The sequence below is a fragment of the Lentibacillus sp. Marseille-P4043 genome (genome assembly GCF_900258515.1).
Lineage (GTDB): Bacteria > Bacillota > Bacilli > Bacillales > Amphibacillaceae > Lentibacillus_C.
The window spans coordinates 2,512,192-2,532,223 of sequence record NZ_LT984884.1; the positions used below are offsets into that span (position 1 = coordinate 2,512,192).

19 protein-coding genes are annotated in these 20,032 nt (G+C 37.2%); all 19 read left to right on the forward strand.

Annotated elements, in window-relative coordinates; translation table 11 throughout:
* Positions 1-78: 78 nt before the first annotated feature.
* Positions 79-1,359: an NfeD family protein gene (locus C8270_RS12240; RefSeq protein ID WP_106498530.1), complete on the forward strand. Its 1,281-nt coding sequence runs from the start codon at positions 79-81 to the stop codon at positions 1,357-1,359.
* Between the two features lie 37 nt (positions 1,360-1,396).
* Complete coding sequence (floA, locus tag C8270_RS12245; protein WP_106497106.1) at positions 1,397-2,389, forward strand: flotillin-like protein FloA; 993 nt, start codon at positions 1,397-1,399, stop codon at positions 2,387-2,389.
* A gap of 31 nt (positions 2,390-2,420) precedes the next feature.
* Entirely contained in the window at positions 2,421-2,894 is a 474-nt protein-coding gene (locus C8270_RS12250; protein WP_106497107.1) for a hypothetical protein, read from the forward strand.
* 251 nt (positions 2,895-3,145) lie between these two features.
* Positions 3,146-3,424 carry a sporulation protein YqfC gene (gene yqfC, locus C8270_RS12255; protein ID WP_106497108.1) on the forward strand — a complete coding sequence of 93 codons (279 nt, stop codon included), beginning with the start codon at positions 3,146-3,148 and terminating at the stop codon, positions 3,422-3,424.
* A 29-nt stretch (positions 3,425-3,453) separates the two neighbouring features.
* The gene (yqfD, locus tag C8270_RS12260; RefSeq protein WP_106497109.1) at positions 3,454-4,671 is read left to right on the forward strand and encodes a sporulation protein YqfD; all 1,218 of its coding nucleotides are present in this window, start codon (positions 3,454-3,456) and stop codon (positions 4,669-4,671) included.
* A gap of 2 nt (positions 4,672-4,673) precedes the next feature.
* Complete coding sequence (locus C8270_RS12265) at positions 4,674-5,633, forward strand: PhoH family protein (protein WP_106497110.1); 960 nt, start codon at positions 4,674-4,676, stop codon at positions 5,631-5,633.
* 82 nt (positions 5,634-5,715) lie between these two features.
* Complete coding sequence (locus C8270_RS12270; protein WP_106497111.1) at positions 5,716-7,857, forward strand: HD family phosphohydrolase; 2,142 nt, start codon at positions 5,716-5,718, stop codon at positions 7,855-7,857.
* Position 7,858: 1 nt separating this feature from the next.
* A complete protein-coding gene (gene ybeY, locus C8270_RS12275; RefSeq protein ID WP_106497112.1) occupies positions 7,859-8,323 on the forward strand; it encodes an rRNA maturation RNase YbeY in 465 nt (154 codons plus the stop codon).
* Positions 8,301-8,687: a diacylglycerol kinase family protein gene (locus C8270_RS12280; RefSeq protein ID WP_106497113.1), complete on the forward strand. Its 387-nt coding sequence runs from the start codon at positions 8,301-8,303 to the stop codon at positions 8,685-8,687. The genes ybeY and C8270_RS12280 overlap by 23 nt, the downstream gene beginning before the upstream one ends.
* 196 nt (positions 8,688-8,883) lie before the next feature.
* Complete coding sequence (gene era / locus C8270_RS12285; protein ID WP_106497114.1) at positions 8,884-9,786, forward strand: GTPase Era; 903 nt, start codon at positions 8,884-8,886, stop codon at positions 9,784-9,786.
* Positions 9,787-9,922: 136 nt separating this feature from the next.
* Positions 9,923-10,063 carry a YqzL family protein gene (locus tag C8270_RS12290; protein WP_106497115.1) on the forward strand — a complete coding sequence of 47 codons (141 nt, stop codon included), beginning with the start codon at positions 9,923-9,925 and terminating at the stop codon, positions 10,061-10,063.
* 88 nt (positions 10,064-10,151) lie between these two features.
* Entirely contained in the window at positions 10,152-10,895 is a 744-nt protein-coding gene (gene recO, locus C8270_RS12295) for a DNA repair protein RecO (RefSeq protein ID WP_106497116.1), read from the forward strand.
* A 443-nt stretch (positions 10,896-11,338) separates the two neighbouring features.
* Positions 11,339-12,217 (forward strand): glycine--tRNA ligase subunit alpha, encoded by an 879-nt coding sequence (gene glyQ / locus C8270_RS12300; RefSeq protein WP_106497117.1) that lies wholly within the window; start codon positions 11,339-11,341, stop codon positions 12,215-12,217.
* The gene (gene glyS / locus C8270_RS12305) at positions 12,217-14,301 is read left to right on the forward strand and encodes a glycine--tRNA ligase subunit beta (protein WP_106497118.1); all 2,085 of its coding nucleotides are present in this window, start codon (positions 12,217-12,219) and stop codon (positions 14,299-14,301) included. The genes glyQ and glyS overlap by 1 nt, the downstream gene beginning before the upstream one ends.
* 170 nt (positions 14,302-14,471) lie before the next feature.
* Complete coding sequence (locus C8270_RS12310; RefSeq protein WP_106497119.1) at positions 14,472-15,101, forward strand: helix-turn-helix transcriptional regulator; 630 nt, start codon at positions 14,472-14,474, stop codon at positions 15,099-15,101.
* Positions 15,102-15,133: 32 nt separating this feature from the next.
* Positions 15,134-15,934: a pyruvate, water dikinase regulatory protein gene (locus C8270_RS12315; protein WP_106497120.1), complete on the forward strand. Its 801-nt coding sequence runs from the start codon at positions 15,134-15,136 to the stop codon at positions 15,932-15,934.
* Between the two features lie 432 nt (positions 15,935-16,366).
* Positions 16,367-18,181: a DNA primase gene (gene dnaG, locus C8270_RS12320; protein ID WP_106497121.1), complete on the forward strand. Its 1,815-nt coding sequence runs from the start codon at positions 16,367-16,369 to the stop codon at positions 18,179-18,181.
* Between the two features lie 31 nt (positions 18,182-18,212).
* The gene (rpoD, locus tag C8270_RS12325) at positions 18,213-19,334 is read left to right on the forward strand and encodes an RNA polymerase sigma factor RpoD (RefSeq protein WP_106497122.1); all 1,122 of its coding nucleotides are present in this window, start codon (positions 18,213-18,215) and stop codon (positions 19,332-19,334) included.
* 106 nt (positions 19,335-19,440) lie between these two features.
* Positions 19,441-19,980 carry a hypothetical protein gene (locus C8270_RS12330; RefSeq protein WP_106497123.1) on the forward strand — a complete coding sequence of 180 codons (540 nt, stop codon included), beginning with the start codon at positions 19,441-19,443 and terminating at the stop codon, positions 19,978-19,980.
* The last annotated feature ends 52 nt before the right edge of the window (positions 19,981-20,032 follow it).

Below are 20,032 nucleotides of genomic sequence, written 5' to 3' on the forward strand. Positions count from 1 at the left end.
TATAAGTTAATCAATTAAATAGGGGGTGAGAAAGTGATACGAAAAAAGTTACCAGCATATACCATAATAAGTCTTGTAATGATATTCGCTTTTTTACATAGTGTTAGCTTTACACATGCTGCAGATGGTAATGGCAAATTAGTGTACGTTGTCCCGATTGAACACGAAGTAGAGAAAGGCTTGGAATCATTTTTAACTCGTGCTACTAAAGAGGCTGAAAATGAGGGTGCCGATCACATTATATTTGAAATTGATACCCCGGGCGGGAGAGTAGATGCAGCAAGTCAAATTGCGGAATTACTGCAAAATCTAGAAATTTCAACAACCAGTTATATTGTCAACCAAGCGTTATCGGCAGGTTCCTATATTGCTTTAAATACCGACTCGATTTTTATGAAACCGCAGGCAACAATGGGTGCAAGTGGTGTGATAAATCAAAATGGTACAGCCGCTGATAAAAAAGCTCAATCGGCTTGGTTATCAGCCATGAAAAGTGCCGCAGAATCAAAGGGGCGTGATCCTTTATATGCAGCAGCAATGGCTGATTCTAGTATCGATTTGCCGGATTATGGAGCACCAAAAGGAGAATTCTTAACATTAGAACCTTCTTCAGCTCTTGATATTGGTTATTCGCAAGGAACCGTTGACAATCGGGAGGAACTGTTACAAGCACTTGGTTTAAGCAAAGCAACGGTCGTAGAAATCGAGCCAACGCTTTCAGAAGAAATTGCGAGATTTTTAACGAATCCAGTAGTTGTTCCGATATTATTATCAATAGCAAGCCTGGGACTTATTGTAGAGCTTTTTTCACCAGGATTTGGCGTACCAGGTATAATGGGACTCCTATCTCTTGTGTTGTTTTTTTATGGCCATATTGTTGCTGGATTAGCGGGGTTTGAAGCGATTTTTTTACTTATCCTAGGTATTATTTTAATTATTGCAGAGTTTTTTGTGCCGGGTGGTATTGTTGGTCTGTTAGGGATTGGTTCCATTCTTGGCTCCCTCTTTTTATCAGGTCAGGACATTGGACACATGGCAATGAGTGTTAGTATTGCATTAATTATTGCTATTGCTGCCGCTGTTATTCTGTTTAAAATGATGGGGATGGATAAAGGCTTTTTCCGACATGTTATTTTAAAAGACACAACATCCACAGAATTGGGTTATGTATCATCGACAAACCGTTTAGAACTAATTGGGCTTGAGGGAAAAACAGTGACACCCCTTAGACCATCAGGCGCAGCACTATTTGATGAAGAACGAATCGATGTAGTGTCAGAGGGGAGTTTTATACCGGAAGATAAATTTGTGAAAATTGTTAAGGTTGAAGGAGTTAGGGTAGTGGTTAGAGAATTATAGTATATAGAAATAGAAAAATAATAGGAGGAATACAAAAATGGAATTTCAGGAACTAATGCCGATTATCATCATCGGAATCATTTTGATTGTTATTGCTGTGCTATTTACATTTATTCCAGTAATGTTATGGATTAGTGCACTTGCGGCTGGGGTAAAAGTAGGTATCTTTACATTGGTGGGTATGCGCTTACGTCGTGTTGTACCATCAAGAGTAATTAATCCGTTAATCAAGGCACATAAAGCAGGTTTGGATGTTACGACAAATCAATTGGAAAGTCATTATTTAGCAGGTGGTAATGTTGATCGGGTTGTCAATGCTTTAATTGCTGCACAGCGGGCAAACATTGAACTTAGTTTTGAACGTTGTGCTGCGATCGATTTAGCAGGCCGTGATGTTCTTGAAGCGGTACAAATGAGTGTGAATCCAAGTGTAATTGAGACACCGTTTATTGCAGGTATTGCGATGGATGGAATTGAGGTAAAAGCAAAAGCAAGAATTACTGTACGAGCAAATATTGATCGTCTTGTCGGGGGCGCTGGTGAAGAAACGGTTATCGCCCGTGTAGGTGAGGGTGTTGTTAGTACAATCGGTAGTTCAGAGGCCCATACAAAAGTGTTGGAAAATCCGGATTCAATCTCCCACAATGTATTAAATAAAGGGCTTGATGCTGGAACGGCTTTTGAAATTTTATCGATCGATATTGCAGACGTTGATATTGGTAAAAATATTGGGGCAATCTTACAAACAGACCAGGCTGAGGCTGATAAAAACATTGCACAGGCCAAGGCGGAAGAAAGACGCGCAATGGCTGTTGCCCAAGAACAAGAAATGGTTGCAAAAGTTCAAGAGATGCGTTCAAAAGTTGTCGAAGCTGAAGCAGATGTTCCGCTTGCACTTGCTGAAGCATTACGTTCGGGTAACCTAGGTGTAATGGACTATATGAATTATAAGAACATTGATGCCGATACAGATATGCGTGATACAATTGGCAAGCTATCCAAAGAAGACGACGAGGATAACGACAAATAAAGGAAGCTCAAAGCTATAGAGGAGGACTACTATGGAAGTATTTCTCGCGATTCTTGCTATAATTGGTGGCGCTATTGGGATGTTCAAGGACAAATCAACAGAGACAAAAAATAAACGGCCATATCAAGTGCCAAAGCCAACAGCAACGCCATCTGGTGGAAATTATCAATCAAGACGTGAAGGTCCGGCTATGCAACCGAAACAGGTGAAGAATACTGCATCACTGGAGGAACAGCGAGAAGACCAAATGAAACAATTGGCGGATATCATGAACACGAATACCAAGCAAAAGGCTGATAAACAACCTCATGATGCGATAATTGGTAATACAATTCGAAAGCCTGGTGAGCTTTCGAATCGAAAGTCCCCATTAAAGAAACAGGTTAAGAAAAATTTATCAAATAAAGGATTGATTGATGGTATTATCATGGCCGAGGTTTTAGGACCACCCAAGGCACATAAGCCATACCAAAGTATTATTTCTGAACGAAGAAGAAAAAATTAATAGCTGTCTTAAAAGCCTTCAGGAAAAGCGAGCATGCTTTCTTGAAGGCCTTTTTGTTTTGATAACATGTTAATTCAATCCAAATTATTACGGGGCGAGATTCACGGTGCTTTTAAAATCGTGATGGTCAGTGAAAAGATTATGTATGATTGATCCCGACAGTACAATCAGGGAATTGGTCACTTTCGTAATTCTTGTTCTTATCTCACTGTAACTTTCATAAATATGAATGTGAGAGGGGGGCTCTGTAAGTGAAATGGCATAAACGTATCGCACCATGGTTAACTAAGCATCTTGCACTTCCTTCAGATGTCATTCTTGAACTTCCTAGAATTACCATGATTGGGCAAATACATTGCTATATCGAGAATCACCAAGGGCTTGAAGTCTATTCAGACACCGAACTAAAATTAAAAACAAACAAAGGTTTTATTCAGATTTTAGGGTCTTCCTTTGTTTTAAAAATGATGCTTCCTGAAGAGATTTTAGTGGAAGGGCAAATTGAGGAAGTCAAGTTTATTCCAGCGTAATTTTATTGAAGTGTGATAAGGAGGAGGAAATGAAGCAAATTCAAGGATCGTTTATAACCGGATATGTAACCATTTTAGTAAAAGGACATATGCCAGAACTTTTCTTTCAAAAGTGTGTTAAACAAGGGATTCTTGTTTGGGATGTAAAAAAAGTGTCCCAAACTTCCTGCCAAGGTAATGTTAAATTACAGGATATAAAATTAATCAAGCAATTAAAAAGGGAAACAATATACAAGCTATCTTTTATTCACAAGAAAGGCTCCCCCTTTTTCTTAAAAAGGATAATCAGAAAAAAAGAGATCGTTACAGGTCTCTTGGTTAGTATTCTGTTGATTTTTCTTTTATCTAATATTATATGGGATGTAAAGGTGACAGGATTGCCTAAAGATATCGAAAAGAAAATCGTCAAACAGCTTGATATATATGGCATTCACCCAGGGTCGTGGAGTTTAACACTAGAACCACCAAGTGTAATTCAACAAAAGTTAGTGAGTGATATACCTGAATTACTGTGGGTTGGTGTGAATAAAAAAGGGACAACCTATTTTCTTGAAGGTGTAGAGAAATCAATCGTTAAAGAAAAGGAGGTTAAAGGCCCCCGTAATTTAGTTGCAACTAAAAAAGGTGTCATCCAAAATATGTATGTTTCTAAGGGGCTTTCTAAAAAACATGTAAATGATTATGTGGAGCCAGGAGATATTCTTGTGTCTGGGAAACTTGATTTTGAAGAAGATGCAGGAAAGGAAGAAAAAGATGATGATAAACCAAAGTTGATAGCAGCAGAAGGGGAGGTTATCGCAAAAACATGGTATGAAGTATCTGTAACCGTTCCACTTCATGCTAATTTTGAAATGTTAACTGGAAAGAATGAAAAAAAGTACTATTTAGGTTTTGGTGATGTTAAATTGCCTATTTGGGGATTTGGTGATCCCGAATATAAAAATATTCATGAAGAGGTTAATGACAATCCCATTCATTTTTTAAAATGGGAACTGCCAATTAACTTTATCGAATCTAAATTAAGTGAAAAAAAGTATCATAAACTTGACCGAACGAAGAAAGAAGCAATTCAGGTCGGAAGAAAACAGGCGAAAAACGAATTACAACTAAGGCTGGGGCCTGAGGCAAAAATAATCTCTCAAAAAGTTTTGCATGAAACCACGGAGCGTGGTAAAGTTAAATTAACCTTATATCATACAGTTGAAGAAAATATTGCTAAAGCAGAACCTATAAATCAAGGAGATTGATTATGTCAGAGAATCTTAGCACAATTGATTTACAAATAACAAGTCCAAGTGAAGCACTGGCTTTATTTGGAACAAACGATAAGTTTTTAAAACAAATAGAAGAACAATTATCGGTATCGATTGTTACAAGAGGCGAACAAGTTCGTGTTTCAGGTTCAGAGGAAGATATTGCATTAGTTCAAGCTATTTTGTTAACGTTTTTATCAATTATTCGAAAGGGATTAACAATTTCAGAACGTGATGTTGTCTATGCGGTTGAGTTAGCAAAAGCTGGCAAGATCAATCAACTTGAAACATTGTTTGAAGATGAAATCACAAAAAATGTAAAAGGAAAATCAATCCGTGTTAAAACGTTAGGACAAAAAAGCTATATTACAGCAATAAAAACGGATGACCTTGTTTTTGGAATTGGTCCCGCTGGTACAGGAAAAACGTATTTGGCAGTTGTAATGGCTGTCCATGCGTTAAAAAATGGTTTAGTAAAGCGAATAATTCTAACAAGACCAGCAGTAGAGGCTGGGGAGAGTTTAGGATTTTTACCGGGCGATTTGAAGGAAAAGGTGGACCCTTACTTACGACCATTGTATGACGCATTGCATGATGTGCTTGGTGCAGAACATACAATGCGGCTAATTGAGCGTGAAACGATAGAAATAGCACCACTAGCGTACATGCGAGGGAGAACACTTGATGATGCATTTGTGATTTTAGATGAGGCGCAGAACACTACTCCTGAACAAATGAAAATGTTTTTGACCCGGTTAGGGTTCGGCTCGAAAATGGTGATAACCGGGGATATAACACAGATCGACTTGCCTAAAGGTGTGAAGTCTGGATTACAGGTTGCAAACCATTTACTTGCAAACGTAAAAGGCATTTCTTTTGTACATTTAACACAAACGGATGTTGTCAGACACCCATTAGTACAACGAATTATTGACGCATATGAAAATGTTAATTAGTGCTGGTATTCTTGATAGGTAAGGCCCCAATTTAGAGGGTCTTATTTTCTATATGAGGGTCTATTAATGGGGTGAAACGATAATGAAAAAATTTGGGGAATATTTATCGTCATTAGTAAAATTAAAGTCAAGATGGATTAGAATTGGCATACCAGTTACAGCTCTAGCTATCGTTATTTTTACTGTAACATTAAATAATGTCTTTACCGAAACGTATGATATCGACCGGTTTAGTGTTGCAAAAGAATCAATTCGCTCTCCAATAACGATTGAAAACGAGCAGGAGACGAAACGAAAAACACGAGAAACAGTGCAGTCGATTGAAGATCGATATGACATATCAACGGAAATTACAGAGGAACAAGTTGGTTATATCAATGAAATTTTTGATGCAATTACGAAACTTGAAGAGGAAAATCCTATAAATGTAGAAGATTCTAAGGATAATGAGAAAGCGGTTGTACTAACTACACAAGAAAGAGTGCAGCGATTACAAAACATACTTTCGCCTGAAATAACGGAGCAAGTTGATGAACTAATTTTAACCCAATTAATTGAAACTGCGCCAAAAGAGCGGGCAACAGGCAAAAAGATCATGCTAGATGCATTGGGAGAAGTACTACACAATGGGGTTCGTACGGAAAATGTACAAAGTGCTACAGCCGAGGTAAAGCAGAAAATTAAATATACGGAGCTTGGAGGCGATTTGAAACAAGCCTTAATGTCGTTAAGTGGGTTTGCCGTGGTAGAAAATTCATTCTTTGATGTTGAAAAAACAATGGATGCTAGAAAGGAAGCGGCAAGCAGTGTTGAACCGGTTGTTATTAGAGCTGGCGAAATAATTGTTAGAGAAGGCCAAACAATTACAAATGAAATATATGAAGATTTAAAGTTAGTTGGACTGTTAAATAAGGAACGCAATGTATATCCGGTAATTGGGCTAGCTTTACTTATTGTGTTAATTGCTACTGTAATTGGGTATGAAATGTACTTATTAGACAAGAAGAAACAGTTGGATGGTGGAAAAATTGCGGCTGTTTTTCTCATCAGTGTTATCGTTGTATTTTTGATGAAGGGTGTTAGTTTATTTACAACACAAATAAACCAACTTTATTTCTTAGTACCCGTAGCAACAGGGGCACTTCTTGTAAAACAGTTGATTCAGGAACGATTGGCAATTGTATTAGCTGGTTTATACGCTATTTTGGGAAGTATTATTTTCAATGGGGAAATCCCTGGATCATTAAATGTTGAAGCCGGTATTTATTTCTTTTTCTCGCAAATTGCTGGTATCATCTTTTTAATGAATATAAAAGACAGGCTGGCAATTGTGAAATCTGGAATTGGTATGGCAGTTGTAAATGTAGTTACTGTATTATTATTCTTATTTCTTTCATTCGAGAAATATTCATTAAATGATCTTTTTATTCCGTTAGGCTTTGGTTTTGGATCTGCCCTTTTATCCGCGGTGTTAACAATTGGTTTATTACCGTTTTTTGAAACAGGGTTAGGTATATTATCGGACATAAAGTTACTTTCATTATCGAGTCCAAATCAGCCTTTACTTAAAAAAATTTTAACCGAAGCACCAGGGACCTATCATCATTCTGTTATGGTAGCAAATCTAAGTGAAACAGCATGCGAAGCAATTGGAGCAAATGGTTTGCTGGCAAGGGTTGGTGCCTATTATCATGATATTGGTAAGACTGTACAGCCCCATTACTTTATTGAAAACCAATTAGCCATTAAAAATCTGCATGATCGGATCGAACCAAAACAAAGTGCAGAAATTATTATTAATCATCCATATGATGGTGCAGCAATGCTGAAAAAACATCGGCTGCCGAAAGAAATAATTGATATTGCAAATCAGCATCATGGAACAACATTATTAAAATTCTTTTATTATAAGGAGAAAGAGAATAATAACCAAGTAAAGGAAGCTGAATTTCGTTATCCTGGCCCAAAACCGCAAACGAAAGAAGCCGCAGTTGTTTGTATCTGTGATTCAGTAGAAGCGGCCGTTCGTTCATTAAAGGAACCAACAGAGGAAAAAATTGAGGAAATTGTTTCATCGATAATTAAAGATCGTTTAATGGATGGGCAACTTGATGAATGTCCATTAACGATTCAAGAAATACACACCATTCATAAAACGGTTTGTGAAACGTTGAAGGGAATTTTTCATTCTAGAATTCAATACCCAATGAAGGAGGCAAAGTAGCATGCATATTGATTTTCATGATCAAACAACATCGATCCCTAGTGATTATGTGGATATGCTTCAACGATTACTGATATTTGCTGCAGAAAAGGAAGGTATTTCAAACGAAGCGGAAGTGTCCGTTAACTTCGTTGATAATAAAGAAATACAAGAATTGAATCGTAATTACAGAGGGATAGATAAACCAACTGATGTTATATCGTTCGCATTACAGGAGACAGTGGAAGGGGAAATTCATGTCGTTGGCGAGGATATACCACTCGTGTTAGGAGATATTGTGATCTCAGTCGATCGTGCAAAAGAACAGGCAGAGGATTACAACCATTCACTTGAGCGTGAAATCGGGTTTTTAACTGTTCATGGTTTCCTCCATCTGCTTGGCTATGATCATATGGTAAAGGAAGAAGAAGCGGTAATGTTTCAAAAACAAGAGGATATTTTAGATGCGTTTGGGCTCGAACGATAATCAAAAGAAGCGTGGAATCGGTATTCGATATGCATGGAATGGGCTTGTTGAAGTATTGAAAACCGAACGAAACTTCCAAATTCATACAGTAACAGCCATTATCATAATCGGCGTAAGCTTTCTACTTCAATTAAACGTTGTCGAATGGGCCATCATATTGTTTTCCATCGGCTTTGTATTTGTTGCGGAAATGACAAATACAGCGATTGAAAGAATAATTGACTACGTAAAACCTGATATCCATCCCATAGCAAAAGCAATCAAGGATATTGCTGCTGGTTCCGTGCTAGTTGCTGCACTAATTGCTGTGATTATCGGCTTCATCATTTTTTTACCGAAACTATACAGATTGTTTATGATTTAAGACCCTTCCTTAGTGATGGGTTTTTTACTTTGAATGTTTTATAAAAGATTGCCGCTTTTTGGGTATAGTTCCATGTCAGGAAACAAAGAAAAAGAAAAACTTTTTAAAGCTTTTGTCGATAACATGAAAGTAGCGCTTTTTTGTAGTATTATAGTATAAACAAAGACGAAATAACTTAGGCACCGGAGGATATAGCATGGAAAATAATTTTAAATCTGGCTTTATTGCAATAATTGGTAGACCAAATGTTGGAAAATCAACATTTATGAATCGGGTAATTGGCCAAAAAATTGCCATCATGAGTGATAAAGCACAAACAACCCGAAATAAAATTCAAGGTGTACTTACCGAGGACGATGCGCAATTAGTTTTTATTGATACTCCAGGAATACACAAACCGAAGCATCGACTTGGTGATTTTATGGTGCAAATTGCTGAAAACACGTTAAATGAAGTGGATGCTGTTTTGTTTATGATTAATGCGAAAGAGGGATATGGTAGGGGAGATCAATATATTTTAGATCGACTCCAGCAAGTTAAAAAGCCGGTTTTTCTCATTATAAATAAAATTGATTTGATCCATCCAGATGATTTATTTCCGCTGATTGAATTATATAAGGAAAAATATAATTTTGAAGAGATCATCCCGATTTCAGCATTGCAAGGTAATAATGTTAATCATCTATTAGATGTTTTAAAAGGTCATTTACCAGAAGGTCCGCAGTACTATCCGGAAGATCAAGTCACAGACCACCCGGAACGCTTTATTATCAGCGAATTAATTAGAGAAAAAGTTTTGCAATTAACCCGGGAAGAGGTTCCGCATTCAATTGCGGTTGTAATTGAAAATATTGAAGAGAGAGACTCTAATACAGTCTTTATTCAGGCGACTGTCATTACGGAAAGAAAAACACAAAAGGGCATTTTGATTGGAAAACAAGGAAATATGTTGAAGGAAATTGGGAAGAAAGCGCGCGCAGATATTGAAGCGTTACTTGGTACAAAAATATATCTTGAACTCTGGGTAAAGGTTCAAAAAGACTGGCGGAATAGACAAAGTCAGCTTCGAGAGTTAGGTTTTCGTCGTGATGAATATTAAACATGGTAAAATTTAAAACTCATTCTTTCACCATGTGTGGGTCATTCTAGTAATAGGGTTCAAATTTTTTAGGGTTACAATTTGAACTGGAAAAACATTGCTTTTTCAAACGATATAAAGGAAGGTGTGGTTTCTTGTGATCGACTTTACTTGGAAATTATTTAGTCAAACGGGGAACGTTGAAACCTATTTGTTATTGAAAGAGTTGGAGACAGAACCAAATGGTCAAACACCACATGAAAATGACGAAATTACGCAACATGATACGAAAATTTAAATTGAATTGGAAAACTTTTCAATAGACGTGGGGACGTATTAGGTAATGGACGAGATTTGATTGCCTAATAAAGGATAGGTGAAGCTATGTGCTTGAAAAGGTGGAAGGTATTGTCATTAAAACACAAGATTACGGTGAAACACATAAAATAGTTACGATTTTTAGTAAAAAGGTAGGGAAGTTTGCGGCAATTGCCAAAGGCGCAAAGAAGCCTAAGAGCAGAATGGCTGCTGTTACGCAGCCATTCATTCTTGGTGAATTTTTTGTCTATATGAATACTGGACTAAGTACGATCCAGCAAGGGGAAATAGTCCAATCATTCCGTGCTATCCGTGAAGATATTATTAAAACAGCTTACACAGCTTACCTTGTTGAACTAACAGATAAGCTTTTGGACCAGCATACACCCGACGTTTATTTATATGATCAGTTGAACCGAACACTATATTGGATTGCTGAAAATGAACGTGCAGAAATCCCGATTATGATGTATGAATTAAAACTGTTTGCAAAAGGTGGATTTGCTCCTACTGTTGATTGCTGTGTCAATTGCGGCTGCAAAGAAGCTCCATTTTCTTTTTCCATTAGCGAAGGAGGTCTACTTTGCACAAGATGCTTACACTTGGATCAGGATGCAATCGCCTTGCCAAATGTTTTAGTAAAGTTATTGCATGTTTTTCTGCATGCTGGACTGGAACAGATTGGTAACATATCAATGAAAGAGAAGAATATTCGGTTGTTAAGGCAATTATTAGACGCTTATTATGATCGCTATGGCGGGTTTTATATAAAATCCAAGAAATTCTTAAATCAACTGGATCTCTTTAGGTGAATTATGTTGACAAAATCATTATAAATACAGTATTATTTGTACATATGTTCAAGTGAGATACAATTGCGAAGATGGAGAAAAAGTACTTATTGATTGCTATTCAAAGTGCGTGTTCAAAGAGTTGCCAAATTAGAAGCAAGAAAGTTGAGACGGCGTAGTCTTAAGGGCCGGAATGTAGGTAAAATTCACATGAGGACCGGAATGACAAGCCAACGAAGAGGTTCGCAGCTTATCATTTGGTGACTTTTTGAACAACCTCATAAAGCGAGTCCGGAACGGTGTGAGCTGGATAATAGTACAATAAGGAAAGGCGCTTCTGAGCAATTTAATAAAGTGGCTCTATATGAGCAAATAGGGTGGAACCGCGGAAATCCCGTCCCTATGTCTAGATAATTATAGACATAGGGACGTTTTTTATTGTATAAACTGGAGGGTAAATCACAATGAATATCCAAGAAATGATTCTAACATTGCAGAAACATTGGTCAGATCAAAAGTGTATTTTAGTCCAAGCCTATGATGTGGAAAAAGGTGCAGGTACAATGTCGCCAATGACACTTTTAAGGAGTTTGGGGCCAGAACCATGGAAGGTTGCTTATGTAGAGCCATCAAGACGTCCGGCAGATGGCAGATATGGTCAAAACCCAAACCGCTTGTATCAGCATCATCAATTTCAGGTGATTATGAAGCCGTCTCCTGATAACATTCAGGAATTATATTTAAATTCGCTCAAGGCTTTAGGAATTGATCCATTACAACATGACATTCGATTTGTAGAAGATAATTGGGAAAATCCTACACTTGGTGCTGCAGGTTTAGGCTGGGAAGTATGGCTGGATGGAATGGAGATTACTCAATTCACTTATTTTCAGCAAATTGGTGGTTTAGAAGCAAATCCTGTTACAGTTGAGTTAACATATGGAATTGAACGACTAGCTTCGTACATCCAAGATAAAGAAAATGTGTTTGATTTGGAATGGACAGATGGTGTAACGGTTAAGGATATTTTTTTCCAACCAGAATATGAGCATTCAACGTACACATTTGAAGAATCAAATACGGACATGTTATTCCAATTATTCAGTATGTATGAGCAAGAGGCGAAGACAACAATGGAAAAAGGATTGGTTTTCCCAGCGTATGACTATGTATTAAAGTGTTCCCATACATTCAATTTGCTTGATGCAAAGGGTGTAATTTCCGTTACAGAACGAACAGGATACATCTCCAGAGTTCGTAATTTAGCCAGAGGCATTGCGAAGGCATATGTGGCAAAACGGGAAGAGCTTGGATTTCCGATGCTTAAGGAGGAGAAAGAATAATGGCAAAGGATGCGTTATTTGAAATAGGATTAGAAGAGTTACCTGCACGCTTTATTGATGATGCAGAAAAACAATTAAAAGATAAAACGAAAAAATGGCTGGAAGAACTACGGATCGCTTATGAGTCCATTTCTTCCTATTCAACGCCAAGAAGGCTTGCTGTCCTTATCCACGGAATGGCGGAAGAGCAAACGACAATTGAGGAAGAGGCAAAAGGACCCGCAACAAAAATTGCTCAAGACGAGAAAGGAAATTGGACTAAGGCAGCTGTTGGGTTTACAAAAGGACAGGGCAAAACAACGGAGGATATATACACAAAAGAGGTGAAAGGTACTTCCTATATCTTTGTTAAAAAACATATTGAAGGAAAGCAAACATCTGAATTACTACCATCGTTCAAAGATGTTATTTTATCGATACAGTTTCCAAAAAATATGCGCTGGGCAGCAGAAAGTCTGCGCTACGTGCGTCCAATTCGCTGGCTTGTGGCATTATATGATCATGAAGTGATTCCGTTTGAGATTACCCATGTTCATACAGCCAACCAGACATATGGTCACCGGTTTCTAGGGGAGGCTATTACACTTGAAGAACCAAGTGAATACGTTGACAAATTGGCTGCGAATTTTGTCATTGCTGATCCGGAAAAACGTGAAAAATTAATTGTTGAAGGAATAAAAGAATTGGAGAAACAAAATGATTTGCGTATCCCAATGGATGCAGACTTGTTAAATGAAGTCCGTAATTTAGTTGAATATCCAACTGCTTTTATGGGATCGTTTGATGTGGCGTTCTTGAAATTGCCACCTGAAGTACTAATTACATCGATGAAAGAACATCAACGGTATTTTCCAGTTAAATCAAATGACGGTCAACTTCTCGCGCATTTTGTTGGTGTAAGAAATGGTGATGACCATCAGCTTGAAATGGTTGCTAAAGGAAATGAAAAAGTATTAAAAGCTCGATTATCGGATGCACAATTTTTCTACGAGGAAGATCAGAAGCATCCAATTGCTTTTTACTTGCAAAAACTAGATAAAGTAGTTTTCCAGGAGAAGCTGGGGACCATTCATGATAAAGTTGAACGCGTAATGGCGATTACGAAACAAATTGCTGATACATTAGATTTGAATAACGAGATAAAGCAACGAGCAGTTCGAACAGCAGAAATCAGTAAGTTTGATTTAATGACGAATATGGTTAACGAATTTACAGAACTACAAGGGATAATGGGAGAAAAATATGCCATTAACTATGGTGAGGACAAAACCGTTGCAAAAGCTATTGCAGAGCACTATATGCCACGAAATGCAAATGATCAATTACCAGAAACAATCGAAGGTGCTATTGTAAGTGTAGCAGATAAGCTGGACACAATTGTCGGATGTATTTCAGTGGGATTGGTGCCAACTGGCTCACAAGACCCATATGGATTAAGACGCCAGGCTGTTGGTGTGTTGAGAATTTTACAAAACAACAAATGGGATATTTCTGTTGAGCAGCTATTAGAAATCACGCAAAAGCTGTATCAAACAACTGATATCGAGCTTAATGATCAAGAAACTGTAGTAAATGAATTGCACGACTTCCTAGTATTACGTGCTACGTATTTGCTGAAAGAAGCGGGCGTTGAGCAAGATATTATCCAAGCGATCTTAGCAAAAGAAATTGGGGTTTTTGATTATACACTGGCAAGGGCAACCGAATTATCAGAAAAACGGAATCAAGCCGATTTCAAGCAGACTCAAGAAGCATTTACTCGGGTCTTGAACCTAGCGAAAAAAGCAGACAGCAATCAGGTTGATCCGAATTTGTTTGAAACACCATCCGAGCGATATTTATATGAAAAATTTCAAGAAGTTTCGACTGGTTACCATCAAGCGAAGGATAATTTGGATGCTGAGCAAGCGTTAATGGAATTAAGTAAGCTTCATAGTGGAATCCATGACTTTTTTGAAAATAACATGGTAATGGCTGATGATGACGGGGTTCGGAATAATCGCCTAGCATTGATTCATTTAATTGCCAATTTAATCCATGATTACGCTGACATGACACAAGTAAGCTGGAAACAGTATTTTTAAAATTAGTTAGTTCATAAATTGATTGTGGGGGTGTACGGAAAGGGCTGGCTCAAATGATTTCGATTGCCCTTTACCTCCTAATTGTATGTCTTTATTTTCTTTTTCACTTTAAATAAACTATAATGTTTATAGAATAGTATGTCACATTTGTGCTAGTAGGTGGTGAAAAGGTGGAATTATCAAATAGACAAGAACAAATCATTGAAATTGTCAAAGAGAATGGTCCAATTACCGGAGAACATATTGCTGATCGGCTGTCATTGACGCGTGCAACTTTACGACCAGATTTAGCTATTTTAACAATGGCTGGTTTTTTAGAAGCCAGACCACGTGTAGGCTATTTCTTTACAGGGAAAACTGGTTCAGAACTGTTAACTGAAAAGATAAAGAAATTTAAGGTTCATGAATACCAATCTGTACCAATCGTAGTTAAGGAAAGTGCATCGGTATATGATGCCATTTCAACAATGTTCCTAGAAGATGTCGGCACATTATTTGTAGTCGATGATAATGCCTGTTTAACTGGGGTTCTGTCACGAAAAGACCTGCTAAGAGCAAGTATCGGAAAACAAGACCTAAATGATATACCAGTGCACATTATCATGACCCGTATGCCTAACATTACGGTTTGTATGAGAGACGATCCGCTTTTAGACGTTGCAAAAAAATTAATCGATAAACAAATTGATGGCGTCCCAGTAATTAAAGATGCGGAAAAAGGTCTAGAAGTTGTTGGCCGTATTACAAAAACAACGATCACGAAGGCGTTTGTGGAATTGATTATGGATGAGCACTTATAGAATAAGTCCGAACTGGAAAGGAGTGGAGATAGATGGGATCAAAACCATTAGTCTATGTTTTATCTGACTCTGTCGGGGAAACGGCAGACTTAGTTATTAAGGCTGGTCTGAGCCAATTTAATAATGGCGAATATAAAATCCAACGTATTCCTTATGTAGAAGACAAACAAACAATCGATGAAGCATTAGCGTTAGCAAAAGAACAACAAGGAATTATTGGCTTTACTTTGGTTGATCCAGCACTTCGTAATTATTTGAATCAGGAAGCGAAAAAACTTGATATTGAGGCGATTGATATCATGGGTCCGATGATGGAAGCGATGGAGCGGTTATTCGGAAAGCCGCGACTCGAACCGGGGTTAGTACATAAATTGGACGAGGATTATTTCAAACGCGTGGAGGCAATTGAATTTGCTGTTAAATATGATGATGGAAGGGATCCACGTGGGATTGCACGTGCAGATATTATTTTGATTGGTGTTTCCCGTACATCGAAAACACCATTATCACAATATTTAGCACACAAACGATTAAAGGTTGCAAATGTGCCAATCGTTCCGGAAGTTGAACCTCCTGAGGAATTATTTGAAGTTAATCCAAAAAAATGTATTGGGCTTAGAATAAATTCGACGAAGTTAAATGATATTCGAAGAGAGAGGCTAAAAGCTTTGGGGCTAGGTGATCAAGCCACATATGCAAACATGGATAGGATTCATCAAGAACTGGATTATTTTGATAAAATCGTGAATAAAATTGGCTGTAAAGTAGTGGATGTATCCAGTAAGGCAGTCGAGGAAACAGCAAATAGCATTTTACGCATTATTAAATCATAGAATAAACAAGAAAACATTCTGCATAAAGGAGTAGGATGTTTTCTTGAATTTTTTTATGGCATTTTAGTATTTCTTGTATTATAATTAATATTTGTGTAAAAATGTGTTCTAACATTATAATATTTTTAGGATGGAAGACATAGTCAGAAAAATAAAACATTACCAATTAAGGAGGATTCTATTTCGCTTGTGTAGAATTAATCTATAATGGAAAGTTACTTGTAGAGCAATCACTAGGAACATCTTAGTGTTTATGTTTATCCTTCAAGAGGTACAATAGATAATAGTGAATAAAATTGCATAGATAGGAAAGATCCTTCTAAGTTTAGCATACAAAATAGAAGGAAATTTTTTTCGAGTTATAAAAAATATTGTCGAACCATGAAGGATTTTCTAAAACAATCTCGAATAATAGTATAGTGGTGGTTTTATATGCCTTATCAAGTTCCAGAAGATGTGATCGAAGAAGTCCGTAAAGCAAATGATATTGTTGATGTCATTGGAGAATATGTACAATTGAAAAAACAAGGGCGAAACTTTTTCGGATTGTGCCCTTTTCATGGTGAGAAGACCCCTTCGTTTTCAGTCACACAGGAAAAACAAATTTTTCATTGCTTTGGTTGTGGAAAAGGTGGAAATGTCGTGACATTTTTAATGGAAATGGAGAGCTATTCTTTTTATGATGCCTTGAAATTTCTTGCAGATAGAAGTGGTACGAAATTACCTGAAACAGGTATAAACAAAGAAAGTTCTCTTTCCCAGGAAAACCAGAGTATTTTATCTGCCTATGAATGGTTGCAAAAATTATATCATCACTTACTTCGGTTTACTAAAGATGGAAAAGAAGGATATCAATATTTTATCGATCGGGGGATTGAAGAAGAAACGATTGATCAGTTTCAATTAGGCTTTGCCCCAAACGTAAAAGATTTTACTGCTGAATTTCTTGAGAAAAAAGGATTTCACCAACAAGTTCTAGTAAAAGCAGGTCTGCTCTCATTGTACGATGATAATACCGTTTCTGACCGGTTCAGAGGTAGAGTGATTTTCCCGATTAGAAACCACCTGGGAAAAACAGTAGCATTTGGTGGTCGTGCAATTGCTGGTCAAGAGCCAAAATATTTAAACAGCCCTGAAAGTGAATTATTTCAAAAAGGGAAACTGCTATATAATTTTGATCAAGCCAAAAAGCACATTCGCACAAGTGGTGAAGCTGTCCTGTTTGAAGGCTATATGGATGTCATTGCAGCATACCAGGCAGGTGTGAAAAATGTAATTGCAACATTAGGCACATCTTTAACAGAAAATCAGGCAAAATTATTGCGTCGCTATGTAGATACCGTTATTCTTTGCTATGATTCAGATAATGCTGGTACTGAAGCTACCTATAAAGCTGCGAACCTACTTAGAAAAGTTGGATGTCAAGTGAAGATTGCCCGTTTGGAAGACGGAATGGATCCTGATGACTATATTAAATCGTACGGTGCTGATGCGTTCACGAATAAAGTGATCAAAGCTAGTGATACGTATATGACTTTTTTTATGCGTTATATGAAAAAGGATTATAATGTAAAACTTGAGGGCGATCGCATAAACTATATTGAAATTATTTTAAAACAATTGGCAATGATTGATAATGCGGTTGAACGGGAATATTATTTAAAAGAGTTAAGCAGTGAATATGATTTAACAATGGAGACATTGGAGCAGGAGATCCGTAAATACCGCCAAAATGTCGAGGTTAATAAGGATAAGAGCAGGAAGAAAAGATATACTAATAATGCAAAAGACATTTATCAAACAAAAAAGTTGTTACCGGCATTTCACAATGCAGAACGAGAACTTATTGCTTATATGTTAAAGGACACATCAATTGCTGATAAGGTGCAACAGGAAATTGGTGGGGCTTTTAATGTGGATGAGCATAAAATTATTGCTACACATTTGTATGCTTATTATGAGGAAGGGCATCCTGCTGATGTTAGCCTCTTTATTAACAGGTTGACAGATGAAAAAATAAAGCAGATAGTGATTGAAATCGCGATGATACCTATGGTTGAAAATATCAGTGATCAACAAATTAATGATTATCTGAGGATTATTTACGCAGAGAACCATGATGTCGCGACAATAAAGACGCTGAGAGAACAACAGAGAATAGCTGAACAGCAAAGCGATCCAATAAAAGCCGCCCAAATAGCAATGCAAATTATTGAAATACAAAAGCAGCTAAAAAATACAAATTGATGTTTTTAGAAGTATGGAAGGAGGGGGACTCATGGCCGAAAATAAGCCCGCAAAGACAAAAGACAATCAAAATGAGTTGACACTTGAACAAGCAAAAGACCAATTACTTGAGATAGGAAAGAAACGTGGTGCACTTGCTTATGAAGAAGTTGCAGATCGATTGTCGAGTTTCGAGCTTGAATCAGAACAAATGGATGAGTTTTATGAGTACCTGAATGAGCAAGGTGTAGAAGTAATCGGTGAGTCTGAAGAAGATCCTAAGATGCAACAAATAGCGAAAGAGGAAGAGTTCGATTTAAATGATTTAAGTGTACCAATTGGTATTAAAATTAATGATCCAGTTCGTATGTATCTAAAGGAAATTGGTCGAGTTGATTTATTATCAGCAGCTGAAGAAATTAACCTTGCAAATCGAATCGAGCAAGGTGAAGATGAAGCGAAAAGACGGCTTGCTGAGGCTAACTTACGTCTGGTTGTTAGTATAGCTAAACGTTATGTCGGTAGAGGTATGCTATTTTTAGATCTTATCCAAGAGGGTAACATGGGCCTTATGAAAGCAGTCGAAAAGTTCGATTATCGGAAGGGATTTAAGTTTAGTACGTACGCTACATGGTGGATTCGTCAAGCAATTACAAGAGCGATTGCTGATCAGGCTAGAACAATCCGAATTCCAGTTCATATGGTGGAAACGATTAACAAACTTATTCGTGTTCAACGTCAGTTACTGCAAGATCTTGGCCGTGAACCTACACCAGAAGAAATTGGCGAGGAAATGGATTTATCACCAGACAAGGTTCGAGATATTCTAAAAATTGCTCAAGAACCTGTATCACTTGAAACACCGATTGGGGAAGAGGATGACTCCCATTTAGGTGATTTCATTGAAGATCAAGAAGCGATTTCACCTTCTGATCATGCTGCATATGAACTATTAAAAGAACAATTGGAAGATGTATTAGACACGCTTACAGATCGAGAAGAAAATGTATTACGGTTACGCTTTGGGCTTGATGATGGACGGACAAGGACATTGGAAGAGGTCGGCAAGGTGTTTGGCGTAACAAGAGAAAGAATTCGTCAAATTGAAGCAAAAGCATTACGTAAATTGCGTCATCCTAGTCGTAGTAAACGTCTTAAAGATTTCCTTGAATAATTGGTGTTCAGTCATTGGACACTCACTCCGTGAACAATGACTGTACGTGATTATTTTATCAACATATCACAGTTCAAGATTGCCGCCTATACTGAGGTGATGATGTATGGAAGAAGAACGAATTGCTACCATTATTAAGGAAATAAATTATTGGAAAAGCCATAAGCTGCTTCCAGAGATGTATTGTGATTATCTCTTAGCCCTTTATTCGAATGGTGAAGTAGTTAGTGAACCATCGACAGCAAAGGAAAAGTCACGTTTCAAACCGTCTTTTTTGGTGCAGTTTGTGATCCAATTGCTGTTGGTACCGTTTTCATTTCTTGTTATCTATTTTACGGAATTTCATCCAATATTGCAACTTTGTATTTTAATTTTATTTATGGGATCTTCTTTTTGGCAATACTATTATTACAAAAAAGAAGATAAGCCATTGTCTCACCTGTCATTGGTGGTTTTTTTATTGTTGTTGCTTTTGACAACTGTTTTTTTAAGTAACTTATATGTCCATCATCAAGGTTTGACGAATGCCTTGATAATCGCACAGTTTTTTGGCTGGCTTCTATTGGGCCTGAAAAACCAGTTGAAATATATTAATATTGCAAGTGTTGTTGGGATTGTGTTGACAGTTTTAATAATAGTTCTATAAGTTTTCGCATCATTTCTCTTTAAACTAAATTGGTTTTCAAGTAAAATAAGGG

Coding starts and splice junctions, on each gene's coding strand:
- C8270_RS12315 (WP_106497120.1), top strand. CDS start 15,134: ATGGGATCAAAACCATTAGTCTATGTTTTATCTGACTCTGTCGGGGAA.
- yqfD (WP_106497109.1), top strand. CDS start 3,454: ATGAAGCAAATTCAAGGATCGTTTATAACCGGATATGTAACCATTTTA.
- floA (WP_106497106.1), top strand. CDS start 1,397: ATGGAATTTCAGGAACTAATGCCGATTATCATCATCGGAATCATTTTG.
- C8270_RS12330 (WP_106497123.1), top strand. CDS start 19,441: ATGGAAGAAGAACGAATTGCTACCATTATTAAGGAAATAAATTATTGG.
- C8270_RS12265 (WP_106497110.1), top strand. CDS start 4,674: ATGTCAGAGAATCTTAGCACAATTGATTTACAAATAACAAGTCCAAGT.
- C8270_RS12280 (WP_106497113.1), top strand. CDS start 8,301: ATGCGTTTGGGCTCGAACGATAATCAAAAGAAGCGTGGAATCGGTATT.
- C8270_RS12240 (WP_106498530.1), top strand. CDS start 79: ATGATATTCGCTTTTTTACATAGTGTTAGCTTTACACATGCTGCAGAT.
- ybeY (WP_106497112.1), top strand. CDS start 7,859: ATGCATATTGATTTTCATGATCAAACAACATCGATCCCTAGTGATTAT.
- C8270_RS12250 (WP_106497107.1), top strand. CDS start 2,421: ATGGAAGTATTTCTCGCGATTCTTGCTATAATTGGTGGCGCTATTGGG.
- rpoD (WP_106497122.1), top strand. CDS start 18,213: ATGGCCGAAAATAAGCCCGCAAAGACAAAAGACAATCAAAATGAGTTG.
- era (WP_106497114.1), top strand. CDS start 8,884: ATGGAAAATAATTTTAAATCTGGCTTTATTGCAATAATTGGTAGACCA.
- dnaG (WP_106497121.1), top strand. CDS start 16,367: ATGCCTTATCAAGTTCCAGAAGATGTGATCGAAGAAGTCCGTAAAGCA.
- glyS (WP_106497118.1), top strand. CDS start 12,217: ATGGCAAAGGATGCGTTATTTGAAATAGGATTAGAAGAGTTACCTGCA.
- C8270_RS12270 (WP_106497111.1), top strand. CDS start 5,716: ATGAAAAAATTTGGGGAATATTTATCGTCATTAGTAAAATTAAAGTCA.
- glyQ (WP_106497117.1), top strand. CDS start 11,339: ATGAATATCCAAGAAATGATTCTAACATTGCAGAAACATTGGTCAGAT.